The organism is Bradyrhizobium sp. SZCCHNR1093 (assembly GCF_032381175.1).
Lineage (GTDB): Bacteria > Pseudomonadota > Alphaproteobacteria > Rhizobiales > Xanthobacteraceae > Bradyrhizobium.
This window is the reverse complement of sequence record NZ_JAUHJJ010000005.1, coordinates 58,749-72,856: the sequence shown is the minus strand read 5'-3', so window position 1 is coordinate 72,856 and position 14,108 is coordinate 58,749. Positions and strand designations below refer to the sequence as shown.

13 protein-coding genes are annotated in these 14,108 nt (G+C 65.6%); 7 read left to right on the top strand and 6 right to left on the bottom strand.

The genetic code is table 11. The features are described 5' to 3' along the window. Positions 1-67 precede the first annotated feature (67 nt). Entirely contained in the window at positions 68-463 is a 396-nt protein-coding gene (locus tag QX070_RS18190; RefSeq protein ID WP_315738377.1) for a hypothetical protein, read from the bottom strand. Between the two features lie 345 nt (positions 464-808). Between QX070_RS18190 and QX070_RS18185 the strand changes: the two genes are divergently transcribed. Further along, a complete protein-coding gene (locus QX070_RS18185) occupies positions 809-2,107 on the top strand; it encodes a TadE/TadG family type IV pilus assembly protein (RefSeq protein WP_315738376.1) in 1,299 nt (432 codons plus the stop codon). Between the two features lie 18 nt (positions 2,108-2,125). Here QX070_RS18185 and mdoH read toward each other — a convergent pair whose 3' ends face one another. The 3 genes from mdoH to QX070_RS18170 all read right to left on the bottom strand — a co-directional run bounded on the left by mdoH (position 2,126) and on the right by QX070_RS18170 (position 6,556). Beyond that, positions 2,126-4,255: a glucans biosynthesis glucosyltransferase MdoH gene (mdoH, locus tag QX070_RS18180; RefSeq protein ID WP_315738375.1), complete on the bottom strand. Its 2,130-nt coding sequence runs from the start codon at positions 4,253-4,255 to the stop codon at positions 2,126-2,128. Further along, on the bottom strand, positions 4,243-5,739 hold the full coding sequence (locus QX070_RS18175; RefSeq protein WP_315738374.1) for a glucan biosynthesis protein G: 1,497 nt from the start codon (positions 5,737-5,739) through the stop codon (positions 4,243-4,245). Before QX070_RS18175 ends, mdoH begins: the two co-directional genes overlap by 13 nt. 190 nt (positions 5,740-5,929) lie before the next feature. Continuing rightward, positions 5,930-6,556 carry a LysR family transcriptional regulator gene (locus QX070_RS18170; RefSeq protein WP_315738373.1) on the bottom strand — a complete coding sequence of 209 codons (627 nt, stop codon included), beginning with the start codon at positions 6,554-6,556 and terminating at the stop codon, positions 5,930-5,932. Between the two features lie 153 nt (positions 6,557-6,709). Here QX070_RS18170 and QX070_RS18165 point away from each other — a divergent pair, with 153 nt between their 5' ends. Then, a complete protein-coding gene (locus QX070_RS18165; RefSeq protein ID WP_315738372.1) occupies positions 6,710-7,396 on the top strand; it encodes an L-2-amino-thiazoline-4-carboxylic acid hydrolase in 687 nt (228 codons plus the stop codon). 282 nt (positions 7,397-7,678) lie between these two features. On the opposite strand, the gene QX070_RS18160 is transcribed toward QX070_RS18165, so the two are convergent. Further along, the gene (locus QX070_RS18160; RefSeq protein ID WP_315738371.1) at positions 7,679-9,124 is read right to left on the bottom strand and encodes a short-chain fatty acyl-CoA regulator family protein; all 1,446 of its coding nucleotides are present in this window, start codon (positions 9,122-9,124) and stop codon (positions 7,679-7,681) included. 195 nt (positions 9,125-9,319) lie between these two features. On the opposite strand from QX070_RS18160, the gene QX070_RS18155 reads away from it, so the two are divergent. Further along, entirely contained in the window at positions 9,320-9,526 is a 207-nt protein-coding gene (locus tag QX070_RS18155; protein ID WP_315717315.1) for a hypothetical protein, read from the top strand. Between the two features lie 236 nt (positions 9,527-9,762). Further along, the gene (locus QX070_RS18150) at positions 9,763-10,311 is read left to right on the top strand and encodes a hypothetical protein (protein WP_315738370.1); all 549 of its coding nucleotides are present in this window, start codon (positions 9,763-9,765) and stop codon (positions 10,309-10,311) included. A 15-nt stretch (positions 10,312-10,326) separates the two neighbouring features. Here the strand turns inward: QX070_RS18150 and QX070_RS18145 are convergent, their stop codons facing one another. Continuing rightward, positions 10,327-11,211: a metallophosphoesterase gene (locus QX070_RS18145; RefSeq protein ID WP_315738369.1), complete on the bottom strand. Its 885-nt coding sequence runs from the start codon at positions 11,209-11,211 to the stop codon at positions 10,327-10,329. Positions 11,212-11,338: 127 nt separating this feature from the next. Here QX070_RS18145 and QX070_RS18140 point away from each other — a divergent pair, with 127 nt between their 5' ends. From QX070_RS18140 to QX070_RS18130, 3 genes are all read left to right on the top strand, one after another. Continuing rightward, complete coding sequence (locus QX070_RS18140) at positions 11,339-11,860, top strand: NUDIX domain-containing protein (protein ID WP_315738368.1); 522 nt, start codon at positions 11,339-11,341, stop codon at positions 11,858-11,860. Between the two features lie 48 nt (positions 11,861-11,908). Continuing rightward, positions 11,909-12,841: a glycosyltransferase family 2 protein gene (locus tag QX070_RS18135; protein WP_315738367.1), complete on the top strand. Its 933-nt coding sequence runs from the start codon at positions 11,909-11,911 to the stop codon at positions 12,839-12,841. Between the two features lie 78 nt (positions 12,842-12,919). After that, the gene (locus tag QX070_RS18130; RefSeq protein ID WP_315738366.1) at positions 12,920-14,092 is read left to right on the top strand and encodes a M20 aminoacylase family protein; all 1,173 of its coding nucleotides are present in this window, start codon (positions 12,920-12,922) and stop codon (positions 14,090-14,092) included. Positions 14,093-14,108 lie beyond the last annotated feature (16 nt).

Below are 14,108 nucleotides of genomic sequence, written 5' to 3'. Positions count from 1 at the left end.
GCGCGTCGATGGTTGCTATCGAAGGCGCAATTTTCGGAGGTGGCGAGGCGTCCGCTCGGAGCCCGGCTCAGGCGGACTTGGCGGCCTTCTTCGCCGTGGCCCTCGCAGGAGCCTTCCTGGCCGCCTTGCCAGCTTGCGGCTTGGCTGCCGCGGCGTCGGCCTTTTTCTCCGGAGGCTTGGACTCCGCCTTCCTGGGCAGCTCCGCGGCGGCGGCCTGGCGCATCGCGCGGGCGTAGCTGTCGGCGACGTTGTCGGCGGAGATCAGGAGCCGTCGGGCGGCGGCATTGGCCTGCTCGACCGCCTCGCGAGCGAGCAGCTTGAAGCGCTCCTTGGCGTCCTTGTCCTTGGCCTTGACGGCCATGCCGTTGAAGCGGTCCTTGCGCTTCTTCGCCGCCGCCAGAATGGCCTTGTTCTGCTGCTTGGCCAGTTGCCGGATCACGGCATCAAGATCGGCATCCGCCATCGTCGTCCCCAACTCCCCCAGAGAATCAGCGCGCCCCGGCGCTGCAAACCGCGCGGACTATGCAATCGGCGCCGCCGCTTTGCAATCGGGGTACCAGAGGAGGGGTGCCGCGCAGATCAGGGGGGCGGGCGGATGAGACCCGTCCGGCATTCCGTGTTGGGCCCGCCAAAAACACTGTCCGCATGGCAGTCATGTCACTCTGAGTGGTGCATCGACACCGCCGGAAGGCCGCTTACGACAATCGGAAACGCAACGTAACCAATTCTCGGCAATTCCATCAATTCCAATGCAACGCTTGATCCGCAACATTCCCGGCAACATCACCGTGTTCGTTGGAGTGTGGCCGTGCTGGCCGGAAATAGATACCTCAGGCTATTGTCGCGTTTCCGTCGCGACCAGAGCGGCAACATCGCGATCATCTTCGCGCTCGCTTTGCTCCCGATCCTCGCCTTCGTCGGCTCGGCGATCGACTATTCGATGGCCGTGCGCGCCAAGGCGAAGCTGTCGGCTTCGATCGACGCCGCGATGCTGGCTGCGACCGGCTACACCGCCATGCGCGGCGCCGCGTCGGACGCCAAGACGGCGGCGACCAACATGTTCAACGGCCAGATGGCGGCGCACAATCTGGCGGCGGACTCGCTAAACATCGATATCAGCGATAGCGTCACCGCGCGGACCGTGACCGGCAGCGCCACCGTGGTGGTCAAGACGGCCTTCATGCACATGTTCGGCTACCCGACCATGACGGTCTCGGCCTCGTCGTCTGCTTCGGCCTCGTTCCCGACCTACATGGACTTTTACGTCCTGCTCGACAACTCGCCATCGCAGGGCCTCGGCGCAACCACGGCCGACATGACGACGCTGCAGAATGCGACGTCCGACAAGTGCGCCTTCGCCTGCCACGACACCTATACGTCGAGCTCGAAGAAGACGCTGCAGACCAACAGCTATTATTCCATCGCCAAGAAGAAGGGCGTGACGATGCGCATCGACGTCGTCCGGAGCGCGACGCAGTCGCTCACGGACACGGCGACCGCCAGCCAGGTCGTCAGCAACCAGTACCGGATGGCGGTCTACAGCCTGGGCAGCGACTGCGGCTCGCTCGGCCTCACGACCATCGCCAGCCTGTCCTCGAGCATGTCCTCGGTGAAGTCGTCGGTCGGTTCGCTCGACCTGATGACGATCCCCTACAGCGGCTACAACAACGACATGTGCAGCGATTTCGACGGTGCGATGTCCGCGATGAACGGCGTCATCCCGACCCAGGGCGATGGCTCGTCGACCAAGCCGCAGAAATGGCTGTTCTTCGTCTCCGACGGCGTCGCCGACTATTCCTATCCGACCACCTGCAGCAAGACAGTTCTCTCGGGCGGCCGCTGCCAGGAACCGCTGAACACGACGACCTGTGATGCGTTGAAGGCTCGTGGCATCAAGATCGCCGTGCTCTACACCACCTATCTCGCGATCACCAACAACAGCTGGTACACGACCTATATCGCGCCATGGCGGGATTCGATCAGCGGCATCATGAAATCGTGCGCCAGCCCGGGCTACTACTACGAAGTCGATTCGAGTGGCAGCATCGGCGCAGCGCTTACCGCGCTGTTCCAGCAGGCGATCGCATCGGCGCATCTGACCAAATAGGGCAGGTCGTCCAGGCGCTCATGCGGGAAGTGCGACGAGCTGCTCCAGCGTCGCGCCATCCCTGAGGACGGCCAGGATCTCACGGCGCGACAGGAAGCGGATCGCCTGCGTGAACGAGCCGGCCCCCGCGATGCGCGCTTTGGCGGTGGCGAGGTCGACATCGATGTCGCCCGGCTCGCGCCGCTGTGGCGCGGGCAGGGCATCGACATGCTGTCGCCGCAGCTCGGCATTCCGCTGCAGCGCGACCAGCGCGGCCTCGCGGCGGGGCTCGGGTTCATCGGCAAGCTCCCGCGCCCGGATCAGCACGCGCGGTGGCGTCCGGTCCTCGGGCGTCACGAACAGGGCGGTGCCGGTGCTGCGGCCGCCCGTCAGAAGTCCGATCGGAATCGACAGCACGAGGCCGGCAATGACCGGCGACATCCAGGCGAGCAGAGGCAGTGAGACCGCATAGGCGCTGGCAGCCATTGCGAGGCCGCACAGGGTGGGCAGCGCGAACTTTCGATAGATCTCCTGCCGGCTCACGCCGCCGTCGCTGCGGCGCTGTACCTGCCAGCCGGCGTCGCGTCCCAGCAGGATCTCGATCACCGCGACCGACTGGAAGATCATCATCGAGGGCGCGATCAGCGCAGCCAGCACGGCCTCCGCCAGCACGGCGACGCAGAGGCGCAACGCGCCGCCAAAGCCTCGGCGGCGCGTCGGCGTGAACAACGTGACGAGGCAGGCGAGCAGCTTCGGCACCATCAGCAGGCCGAGCGTCGCCGCGAAGACCTGGGCGGCGAGCACCGGGTCCTGGGCCGGCCAGGTCGGAAACAGCGCAAAGCCCTTCGGAAAGTATTCCGGCCGGACGAAATTGGCCTGCAGCGAAATCAGGATGCCGAGCGCGAGGAAGGCGAACCATAGCGGCGCGGTGATGTAGGCGCCGATGCCGATCAACAGGTGCAGCCGCGATACCCAATGCAGGCCGCGCGCCGGCAGCACCGCCAGATGCTGCAGATTGCCCTGGCACCAGCGCCGGTCGCGCGCGGCATGGTCGATCAGCGATGGCGGGACTTCCTCGAAGCTGCCGTCGAGGTCGACCGTCATGTAGATGCCCCAGCCGGCGCGGCGCATCAGGGCGGCTTCTATGAAGTCGTGGCTGAGAATATGCCCGCCGAACGGCTTGCGGCCGCGCAACTCCGGCAGGGCCGCGTCCTGCGCGAACGCCGCGACGCGAATGATGGCGTTGTGGCCCCAATAGTTGCCTTCGGCGCCGTACCACCAGGCATTGCCGGCGGCGATGACCGGCCCGTAGAGTCGGCCGGCGAACTGCTGAAGGCGAGCGAAGAGACTGGTGCCGTTGACGATCACGGGCAGGGTCTGGATCAGCGCCGCTTCCGGGGCGTGCTCCATCGCATGCGCCAGCCGCACCACGGTCGGGCCGCTCATCAGGCTGTCGGCGTCGAGGATGATCATGTGATCATAAGCCGCGCCGAAGCGCCGCACCCATTCGGCGATGTTGCCCGCCTTGCGGGCGACATTGTCGGCGCGGTGCCGGTAGAACACGCGATCGGTGCCGCAGGCCTCGCGCAGCGCCAGAAACGCGGCTTCCTCGCCGATCCAGATGTCGGGATCGGTGGTGTCGCTCAGCAGAAACCAGTCGAAGCGCTCGGCCTGACCGGTCTCGGCGACGGACTCGATCATGGCCCGCAGCCGCACCATCACCGCATGCGGATCCTCGTTGTAGGTCGGCAGCAGCATCGCCGTGCGGCTTGCGAGATCGGGCAGAGGGCCGTCGATGTCGATCGCGATCGTATCGCGCCGCCGCCCCAGCAAGGCATAGAAGCCGGCCAGCGCGCACACGAAAGCGAAGGCGATCCACGCAAGCAGGATCGAGAACAGCACCAGCACCATGCCTTCCAGCACGGTCACCCCGCCGACCTCGACCACTTCGTACATCTTGTAGCAGCCGGCCAACGTCAATGCGGCCGTGCCGGCGAAGATCAGCGCGCGCCGCAACGCGATGCGTGGCCCGCTCGTGATCGCCTGTTGCGCCGCCGGAGCCTGATGCAGCGGCGACGGCTCCATCGCGAGCGGCGCTTCTGCGGGAAGGAAGCCGTTGATCACCGCGCGATGAGGCGCGCGCATCTGCCTTGAGGTTACGGCGTCCATCGATAGATCCAGCTCTCGGAGACGAGCTTGTCATTGGCGGTGAGCTCGGCGCGCAGCTCGACCGGTGCGCCATTCACGGCACATTGGAAGCTCAGCCGCCATCCGCCCGTCTCGGGGTTGGGCTGCGTGACGATGTTGGTCACCTCCGCTTTGTCGGCGCTGACCACGCCCTTGACCTGGCCCGAATCGAGTTCCTTCAAGGCGTCTCCCTCGAGCTCGAGCACGAACAGCCGTCCTTCGCCGTGAACGCCGACGCCGGTGCGAGTGACGCGCGCGAGCGCATGCGGCTTCGGCGCATCCTGGCCCCAATGCAGGCGGTAGGTCATGTTGTGCTCGCCCTTGGCGGCGAGCGGCGCCTTCGGTCGCCAGAATGCGGCGATGTTGTCGTGGATCTCCTGCTTGGTCGGAATCTCGAACAGCACCACCGCGCCTTCACCCCAGTCGCCGATCGGCTCGATCCACAGGCTCGGCCGCCGTTCGAAATGCGATTCCAGATCCTGGTAGGCGGCGTATTTTCGCTCCCGCTGCATCAAGCCGAAGCCGCGCGGGTTGAGATCGTTGAACACGCTGACCTGCAGGTCTCGCGGATTGCTCAGGGGGCGCCACAACTGCTCGCCCTTGCCGTTGAACATCGCCAGCCCGTCGGAATCGTGCACGGCGGGGCGGAAGTCGTCGACGTCGTTGCGGTCGTTGGATCCGAAGAAGAACATGCTGGTCATCGGCGCAAGCCCGGCGTGAGCGATCTCGACGCGCGGATACAGCGAGGCCTCGACGTCGAACACGGTCGTCTCGCCGGGACGGATGGTGAACCGGTAGGAGCCGGTGGCGCTCTTGCTGTCGAGCAGCGCGTGCACCACCATCGCGGTGGCGCCGCCCGTCGGCTTCTCCAGCCAGAACGCCTTGAACACCGGAAATTCCTCGCCCTTGGCCTCGCCGGTGTCGATCGACAGCCCCCGCGCGGAGAGCCCGTAGATCTCGCCCTTGGCGACCGCGCGAAAATAGCTCGCGCCAAGAAACACACAGACCTCGTCGTAGTAGTTCGGCCGGTTCATCGGCGCGTGGATGCGGAAGCCGGCAAAGCCGAGATCGGCGGCCGGGAACGCCGCGACCTGCTGACCGAATGCAAAGTCCTCCGGACGATAGGCCACGGGCTTGGCCTGCCCGTCGGCAATCTCGTAGATGTCGACCCGGTCCTTGTAGATGGAGCCGCGGTGGAAGAACTGCGCCTGGAACGGCAGGTTATCGCCGCGCCACAGCGCATGGTCCGGCAGGAAGCGGATCGAGCGATAGGCGTCGTAGTCGAGCTTGGCCAGCGCGTCCGGCAGCTTGTCGTCCGGCGCGGCGAATGGCTTAGCCGCGAGATTGCGCGCGAGGTCGCGGACAGTGGCTGCACTGAACGGCTGCGCCGCTGCCGACGCACTCCGCGCCAGCGATGCGGCGACCGGGATCGCAGCCGCAGATTGAATGAACTGACGACGATTCAACTTACTCTCGCTTTGCTGCATGGAACTGCGGAGCAACATTTCTGAAGGCGTCGGGTTCCATCGGGAGGCGCGACCTTTCAGCCCGAACAATCGATCGTCGTGTCCGAACGGCACATGAACGACGATCATGACGCCGCTGACCGGTCGTTGCTCGCACGGCTCTATATTGGCAAAGGCGAGGGGGGAGGCTTCAACGTCGGACGAGTCCGATCCGACCTGGTCGACGGTCGATCGGCAAGGCGTCAGCCGATCTGGAACGCAACCATACGCGCAGGCCCGTCACTTCCGGACACTCCGCCGTCCCTTCAGGTGCGATGAGCCAGTCTCCCAAGCCGCTGCTCCCTTCGATCCTGTCGCAGCGATAGCCGGGATGGTTGCTAAGGCCACGGTCGATCAACATGTCGACCTTCCCTTCGACCAACTCATGCAAGCCGGCCGGCTGCACGACCCGCAATCCGATGTCGGGATGTGTGCCGCGGAAATGCTCCAGCGCGAGGCGACGCAAATCGAAGCCGTCGTGGACGCCCAGTTGCAGCAGCACCGCGCATCGGGGTTTGAGCTGCGAGGTCGCATCTGCGATGCGGCGAAAGCCGTCGGAGATCCCGACCAGATAGGACTTTCCCTCCGCCGTCAGGACGAGTTGCTTGTGCAGCCGCTCGAACAGACGTACCCCGAGGCGCAGTTCGAGGGCCTTCACGTGCTGCCCGATAGCGGCGGGCGTCACATGCAGCTCATGCGCAGCCAGCTTGAAGCTGAGATGTCGCGCCGCAGCTTCGAAGGCTCGGAGCGCGTTCAGGGGAGGGAGGCTGTAGGTCATCGTCAGGCACTCTGGCACGGCAGGTCCGTAGGCCTGCAATAGATTTTCTTTCGCTGAGCCGCAGAAACTCTGCTTTGAGGCGCGCGGATGGTCGCGGGTAGGGTTGCTTGCTCAACGTGCTGGCCGGACAGGTCCGGCAACGAAGGAGGTTCGATGTCCGATATCCATCTCTTCTACCAGACGCACATCGGCGCCATGCAGGACGCCATGCGCCAGCGCCTCGACCTTGCCGGTCCCTTCCTGAGCCAGCGGGCTGAGCTGTCTGACATCGATGCAATCAGGGCCGACGTCATGAAGGAGTTCGACGTCGTGCTCAATCAGCTTCCATATGTCGGAGGCGCCGCAAGCCGCATGACCGCGTTCTTCATGCAGCTCATCGGCTTCATGGCCATGAGCCGTGTGCTCCGGCGACACGGCTTGCCATCCGCCGTGATCGGCGACATCGAACGAGAGGTCCACAAGGCGCAGCTGCTCACGGAGCCTGAAGCGCAGCGTCTCGAAGCGGGCCGCCGATTCATGTCGCCCGAGAACCGGAGCTTGTTGCGTCAACAGGCGGCGTTGAGTACATCGGAAAGCCATCGGCGCGAATTTCCTGACGACTTCGTCTACGATGTCGTCGAGCCCGGCCCGAGTGACACCTTCGAATTCGGCATCGACTACAAGGCTTGCGGCTTTTGCAAATTCGCCGCTCGTCATGGTGACAAGGACATCCTGCCGAACATCTGCGGGCTGGACGTCGACGCCTATGCGACGCGCGGCGTCCGGCTCGAGCGGACGCAGACGCTGGCCGGTGGGGCAAGCCACTGCAACTTCCGCTTCTCGCGGCTGGCCTCGGATTAGGTCGGTTCATTCTTTGGCAACGCGAGGTTCTTCCAAACGAAAGCTCTCTTAGCGATTGCAGTTCGTAGGGTGGGCAAAGGCGCGCATGCGGCGCTGTCTGCATCTGGCGCTGCTCTCTGCGCGCCGTGCCCAAATGACGTGGATAGATGGGGCTAAAAACCCGGTGTCAGTCCGGGGCGCGCGAAGCGCGAGCCCGGAATCAGGGCCGCAGGCGGTGTCGTTGGATGGATTCCTGGTTTGCGCTTCGCGCGCCCCGGAATGACGGAGGAGAGAGCCGTGGTCTCAAAGCTCCCTTGCATTGCTGAACGCGAACGAGCTGACGCGCCGCGTCGTCTCATCCAGGATCAGCGTCCGCGTGATCGGCGGCTCGGCGCGCTGGGCGCAGTTCTCCCGCTCGCACAGCCGGCAGTTGACGCCGATCGGAGTGCCCTCTGTTTTCTCCAGATCGATGCCGGCGGCATAGACCAAGCGCGACGCATGCCTGATCTCGCAGCCGAGGCCGATGGCGAAGCGTGGCTGCGGCAGCGGATGCGGCGCGACCGGGCGGCGGACCATCTGGGCGATCGAGAAATAGCGCGAACCGTCCGGCAGCTCGATGATCTGCTTCAGAAGGCGGTCCGGCGTGTCGAAGGTCGAATGCACGTTCCACAGCGGGCAGGTGCCGCCGAACTTGGAGAACGGGAAGGTGCCCGACGAGAAGCGCTTGGAGACGTTGCCGGCATTGTCGACGCGCAGCATGAAGAAGGGAATGCCGCGCGCGTTCGGCCGCGACAGGGTGGTGAGGCGGTGGCAGACCTGCTCGAAGCCGGTGTTGAAGCGCTGCGCCAGCACGTTGATGTCGTAGTTGAGCGCTTCGGCCGCGGCGAGAAACGGGGCGTAGGGCATCATCACGGCGGCGGCGAAGTAGCTCGCCAGCGTCATGCGGTACAGCCGCCGCGAGGTGTCGTCGAGCGCGCCGGCGCGGCCGATGATGAGCTCGAACTGCGGCAGGCATTCGGCCATGCCGAGCTGCACCGCGAGCTGGAAGGTGCGTCCGGGGCCGTCGACCAGTTCGGAGATCAGCAGCTGGCGGCGATGGCGGTCGTAGCGGCGCAAGGTCTCGCGCATCACGTCGACCGGCATCACCCGCGTCTGCACCGAATGCTTTTCGCGCAGCCGCGCCGCGAGCGCCGCATAGAGCCCCTCGGCCGGCACGTCGAGCGCGTCGCGCAGGCTTTCGGCCTGCTGCTCGAGCTCGGCGAAATAGTTGCGGTTGGCTTCGATCAGGTCCCGCACGCGCTCGATCGGGTTGGCCTCGAAACGGGCGCCCTCGTTGCGGTCGGCCATCTGCGCCGCCACCAGGGTCTCGCCGCGGCGCGCCTCGGTGTAGGCCGCGTACAGCCGCTGCAGCGCGTGGGTGACGCCGGGGCAGAGCTCGGCGAGATCGCGCAGCTCCTGCTTGGGCAGCTCGATCTGGCGGAACAGCGGATCGGAGAAGATCTCGTTGAGCTCGGCGAAGAAGCGGTCCTCGTCGGCGCTGGCGAGGTCGCGCAGGTCGAGGTCGTAAGTTTCGGCCAGCCGCAGCAGGATCTGGGCAGAGACCGGGCGCTGGTTGCGCTCGATCAGGTTGACATAGCTCGGCGAGATCCCGAGGCCCTCGGCGAGCTGGGTCTGCGACAGCCCCAATTGCTGGCGGATGCGCCTGAAGCGCGGGCCGACGAACAGCTTCTTTCCGGATTCGCCGGGCATCGCGATCCCCCTTCGGGCCGGCCGGCCCGCCTTTGTGACAAAATTTACAAAATGACATTTATGACAAGTGATGATGTTACATGACATCACCATTCGAAAACAAGGGCTCTATACGAAACAGCCGGACTCGCGTTTATCTCCTGTCACGCAATTCGCAATGCACTGTCAAAATTGTGACGGTTGAAGGAGAGTCTCATGAGCAGCAATTTCTGGGTGATCGGCGGCGAGTTCGGCTCGATGAATTTCCACAAGCTGGTGGAAGGCTCGGCCCAGGTGAAGGGTCCGTTCAAGTCGCGCAAGGAAGCCGAGGATTGCTGGCGCGAGGTGTCCGAGGAGAACCGCCACAAGGCTGGCGTGCGGTTCTCGATCGTCGAGGAACCGCAGCGCGCTCCGGCCGCCTGACGCGGCCGCGCAAGGAATGCATTGCCGGGTATTTCAATAAGCTCAAGGAAGAGCCCAAGGACGGGGCGGTCTCAGCCGGATCACATCGGCGGGGGCCGCCCACGTCCTTTTCGTGGTTACGACGGCGTGCTTATAACCCATTGAAGATGAAAGGGGATTGCAGAATACTGGGTTACTGCTAGGTTTACACGGTGGGAACCTGGCGAAACCAGGGCCGAACCGTGAAAGCGTGAGCGATGTCCGAGGCCGCCGATAGCAGCACAGACTCCCGCCCCGTGCGCCTGCGCGAAGCGCTGCGCCAGGCCCGGATCGAGGCCGCGGACCGAACGGGCGTGGTGGTCGACCTGCGCGACGCCGAGGTGGCTCGGCTGGAGATCCTCAACGACGCGCTCGACCCCCTGTTCGCAGAGATCCCGAGCCAGCTCGATCTGTTCGACCGTGGCATCAGCCAGGGCGAGACGCCGCGGCTGTGGATCGACGTCGTCGCCCATGTCGTGATGGGGCGTGACAAGCGGCAGTATCGCTTCGTGCAGGACACCCGCAACGGCCGCATCGTGCTCGTCGAGTCGCACGACATCGGTGCGATCGTGAAAGCCGTCACCGACTACGTCGCCCGCCGCATGGTCGAGCGCGAGCGTGCCTTCAGCGTCGCCCGGGCTCAGGCGAAGGAGACCAGCGAGGCGCCGCGGCGGCGCGGCGGGTTCTGGCCGTTCGTGCTCGGCTTCGTGCTTGGCGCGCTGTCGCTGTTCGGGGTCGCGTTCTATGCGAGCCTGCAGCAGATCTGAGGACTTGGCCGCGACTCAAAGCAGGCGGACCTCGCGGATTTCGCGCACGCGCAGCGCCTCGTTGACCGCGCGCACGGTCATGTCGCAGCGCCAGTGATTGCCGTCGCTGCTGATGGCAAGCATGTTGTAGGCCGCGGCTGGATAGTGGCCATGCGCGATCGAGGAGGCCGAGGGCACGCCGACGACCGGGATCTTGCGCTCCGGGCCGTCGATCCAGATGGTCGAATGCACGTGGTCATGGCCGTGCAGGATCAGCTCGACGCCATGGCGCGCGAGCAGCGCGATCAGCTTCTTGGCGTCGGTCAGCCGCTTCATCCGGTGGGCCGAGCGCAGCGGATGATGCACCAGCAGCACGCGGAACAGCTGCTCGTGCGCCAGCGATTCGAGCAGCAGCTCAAGCGCGGCGAGTTGCGCGCTGCCGATCCGTCCCGTCGCCATGAACGGCGCCGAGGGCACGGCCGAGGACAGGCTGATCAGCGCCAGCGGCCCGCGCCGGCGCAGCGAGGGGAACGTTGCCGGTCCCGCGGCATCGCCGCCGAAATAGTCGGCAAAGCTCTCGGCGAAGCGCAGCCGGGTCGAGCGCACATACGCGTCGTGATTGCCCGGGATCGCGGTGACCCTGTCCGGCGGCCCCACCGTCCGCAGCCAGGCCTGGGCGATGGGGAATTCGGATTCCAGGGCGAAATTGACCAGATCGCCGGTGACGGCGATCTGGTCCGGCATCTGCGTGTGCAGGTCGGAGATGAGCAGATCGAGGATATCGCTGCGATGGTATTTGTAGCGATTGCGCGTCCAGTTGAGATAGCCGAGCGCGCGCTTGCCGGCGAGCTCCGACAGGCGCGGCTTGTGCTGTGGCGCGAGATGCGGGTCGGACAGATGGGCGAGCGTGAAGGCGGCCATTATGCCCCTCGGTGCCGATGGCGGATGCAAGCGCGCCCAGATGTCATCTCGTGCTATCCCTCGTGGTGCCCGGCTCTCATGACAAGCCCTGCCAGCGAGCGCAAGAACAACCAGGACGACGACAGCGATGACGACACATCTGAGCCGGCTGCGGATCCGGTTCGAGCCCGTGCTCCGCCGCGGCTTCCATCTCTATTGGCGCTTCGCCCGCGGCATGACGCTCGGCGTCCGCGGCGTGGTGCTGGATGCCGAGAACCGCGTGTTCCTGGTCCGGCATGGCTATGTCTCGGGTTGGCACCTGCCGGGCGGCGGCGTCGAGGTCGGCGAGACGTTCATTGAGGCGCTGACGCGGGAGCTGTTCGAGGAGGGCCGGATCGCGCTCGAAGGCGAGCCGGAGCTGCACGGCATCTTCCTCAACAGCCACGTCTCGTCGCGCGACCACGTCGCCGTCTTCGTTATCAAAAGGTTCACGCAGGACCGGCCGCCGGAGCCGAACCTCGAGATCGTGGAGACCGGATTCTTCGCAAATGATGCGCTGCCGGAGGGAACCACGCTCGGCACGCTGTCCCGCCTGCGCGAGGTGCTAGACGGCGTTAAGGTCATTCCCACCTGGCGGCCGGAACAGCACGTTGCCGCCGGATCATTATGAATTTCTGCACCGAATGAGGGCAGTCTCCCGGCCGTGGGAGAGGGGTCGATGATATCACCTTCGATGCGGATCGCCGTGCTGGTGCCCTGCTACAATGAGGAGGCCGCGGTCGCCACCGTGGTCCGCGATTTCAAGCAGGCGTTGCCGACGGCCACGGTCTATGTCTACGACAACAATTCCAAGGACCGCACCATCGAGGTCGCGCGCGCGGCCGGCGCCGAGGTGCGCTCTGAGCGGCGGCAGGGCAAGGGCCACGTCGTCCGGCGCATGTTCGCCGATGTCGATGCTGACATCTACGTCCTGGTCGATGGCGACGCGACCTATGACGCGCCGAGTGCGCCCGGCATGATCGCGCGTCTCGTCAGCGAGCGGCTCGACATGGTGGTGGGCCTACGCGTCGACCAGGAGCAGGCCGCCTATCGCATGGGTCATCGCACCGGCAACTGGATGCTGACGAGCTTCCTCGCCGAGGTGTTCGGCCAGGCCTTCAAGGACATCCTGTCCGGCTACCGCGTATTCTCGCGCCGTTTCGTCAAATCCTTCCCCGTCCTCTCCGACGGCTTCGAGATCGAGACCGAGCTCACCGTGCATGCGCTGGAGCTGGCGCTGCCGGTGGCCGAGGTCGCGACGCCATACTACGCGCGGCCCGAAGGGTCCGTCTCCAAGCTCAACACCTGGCGCGACGGCTTCCGCATCCTCGGCACGATCCTGAAGCTGTACCGCTCGGAGAAGCCGCTGCGCTTTTTCAGCGCGATCGGCATCTTCCTCGCGCTGGTCTCGATCGGCTTCGCGATTCCCATCTTCGTCACCTATATCGAGACCGGGTTGGTGCCGCGGCTGCCGACCGCCGTGCTGTCGATGGGCCTGATGATCATGGCGCTGCTGTCGGCCTCGTCTGGCCTCGTGCTCGACACCGTCACCCGCGGTCGCCGCGAGATGAAGCTGCTGGCCTATCTGTCACACGCGCCGATCGAGGGGTGATGCAGGCGAAAGCTTGTGTCCGTCCACCGTTCCGGTCATGGTTCGGGCGCCAACGTCCTGAACGAGAACACCGCCTCCATGCCCATCCTCAACAGCATCGCCGCGCTCGCCGACGACATGGCCGCCTGGCGCCATGATTTCCACGAACATCCGGAATTGATGTACGAGGTGCATCGCACCGCCGGCATCGTCGCCGAGCGCTTGCGCGAATTCGGTTGTGACGAGGTGGTGACGGGCATCGGGCGCACCGGCGTGGTCGGTGTCATCCGCGGCCGTCGGACGAGTTCAGGTCGCACCGTCGGCCTGCGCGCCGACATGGATGCGCTGCCGATCGAGGAAGCCTCGGGGGTGCCCTATGCGTCGAAGACGCCGGGCCTGATGCATGCCTGCGGCCATGACGGCCATACCGCGATGCTGCTGGGTGCCGCCAAGCATCTCGCCGACACGCGCAATTTCGACGGCACCGCGATCGTGATCTTCCAGCCCGCCGAGGAGGGCGGCGCCGGCGGCAAGGCGATGGTCGACGATGGATTGATGACCCGCTGGGGCATCCAGGAGGTCTACGGTCTGCACAATGCGCCGGGCGTGCCCGAAGGCGTCTTCGCGCTGCGGCCGGGCCCGATGCTGGCGTCATCGGACCAGCTCGAGATCACCGTCCGCGGCAAGGGCGGTCATGCCGGCGCCGGGGTTCACAAGGCGGTCGACAGCGTGCTGATCGCTGCGCACATCATCACGGCGCTGCAGTCGATCGTGTCGCGCAACGTCGATCCGATCAAGTCAGCGGTGATCTCGATCTGCGTCGTCGAGGCCGGCAAGGCGATGAACGTCATTCCGGAGACCGTCGAATTGAAGGGGACCGTGCGCACGCTCGATCCCGAGGTGCAGGACCTGGTGGAGCGCCGAATTGCCGAGGTCGCCGACGGCATCGCCCGCACCTATGGCGGTGAGGCGACGACGAAATACACGCGGCTCTACCCGATCACGATGAACCATGCGCGCGAGACCGGCGTCGCAGCTGATGTCGCCCGCGACGTTGTCGGCGCGGAGCGGGTGGTCGACAATGCGCCGCCGCTGATGGGGGCCGAGGATTTCGCCTTCATGCTGCAGGCCCGTCCCGGCGCCTTCGTCTTCCTCGGCATGGGCGACGGCAAGGATTGCCACCACCCGGCCTATCGCTTCAACGACAACATTCTCGGCCATGGCGCCTCCTATTGGGTGCGGCTGGTCGAGAAGACGATGCCGGCTGATTGATGCCGGCGGCGTGGCG

Coding starts and splice junctions, on each gene's coding strand:
- QX070_RS18190 (WP_315738377.1), bottom strand. CDS start 463: ATGGCGGATGCCGATCTTGATGCCGTGATCCGGCAACTGGCCAAGCAG.
- mdoH (WP_315738375.1), bottom strand. CDS start 4,255: ATGGACGCCGTAACCTCAAGGCAGATGCGCGCGCCTCATCGCGCGGTG.
- QX070_RS18170 (WP_315738373.1), bottom strand. CDS start 6,556: ATGACCTACAGCCTCCCTCCCCTGAACGCGCTCCGAGCCTTCGAAGCT.
- QX070_RS18165 (WP_315738372.1), top strand. CDS start 6,710: ATGTCCGATATCCATCTCTTCTACCAGACGCACATCGGCGCCATGCAG.
- QX070_RS18160 (WP_315738371.1), bottom strand. CDS start 9,124: ATGCCCGGCGAATCCGGAAAGAAGCTGTTCGTCGGCCCGCGCTTCAGG.
- QX070_RS18155 (WP_315717315.1), top strand. CDS start 9,320: ATGAGCAGCAATTTCTGGGTGATCGGCGGCGAGTTCGGCTCGATGAAT.
- QX070_RS18150 (WP_315738370.1), top strand. CDS start 9,763: ATGTCCGAGGCCGCCGATAGCAGCACAGACTCCCGCCCCGTGCGCCTG.
- QX070_RS18145 (WP_315738369.1), bottom strand. CDS start 11,211: ATGGCCGCCTTCACGCTCGCCCATCTGTCCGACCCGCATCTCGCGCCA.
- QX070_RS18140 (WP_315738368.1), top strand. CDS start 11,339: ATGACGACACATCTGAGCCGGCTGCGGATCCGGTTCGAGCCCGTGCTC.
- QX070_RS18135 (WP_315738367.1), top strand. CDS start 11,909: ATGATATCACCTTCGATGCGGATCGCCGTGCTGGTGCCCTGCTACAAT.
- QX070_RS18130 (WP_315738366.1), top strand. CDS start 12,920: ATGCCCATCCTCAACAGCATCGCCGCGCTCGCCGACGACATGGCCGCC.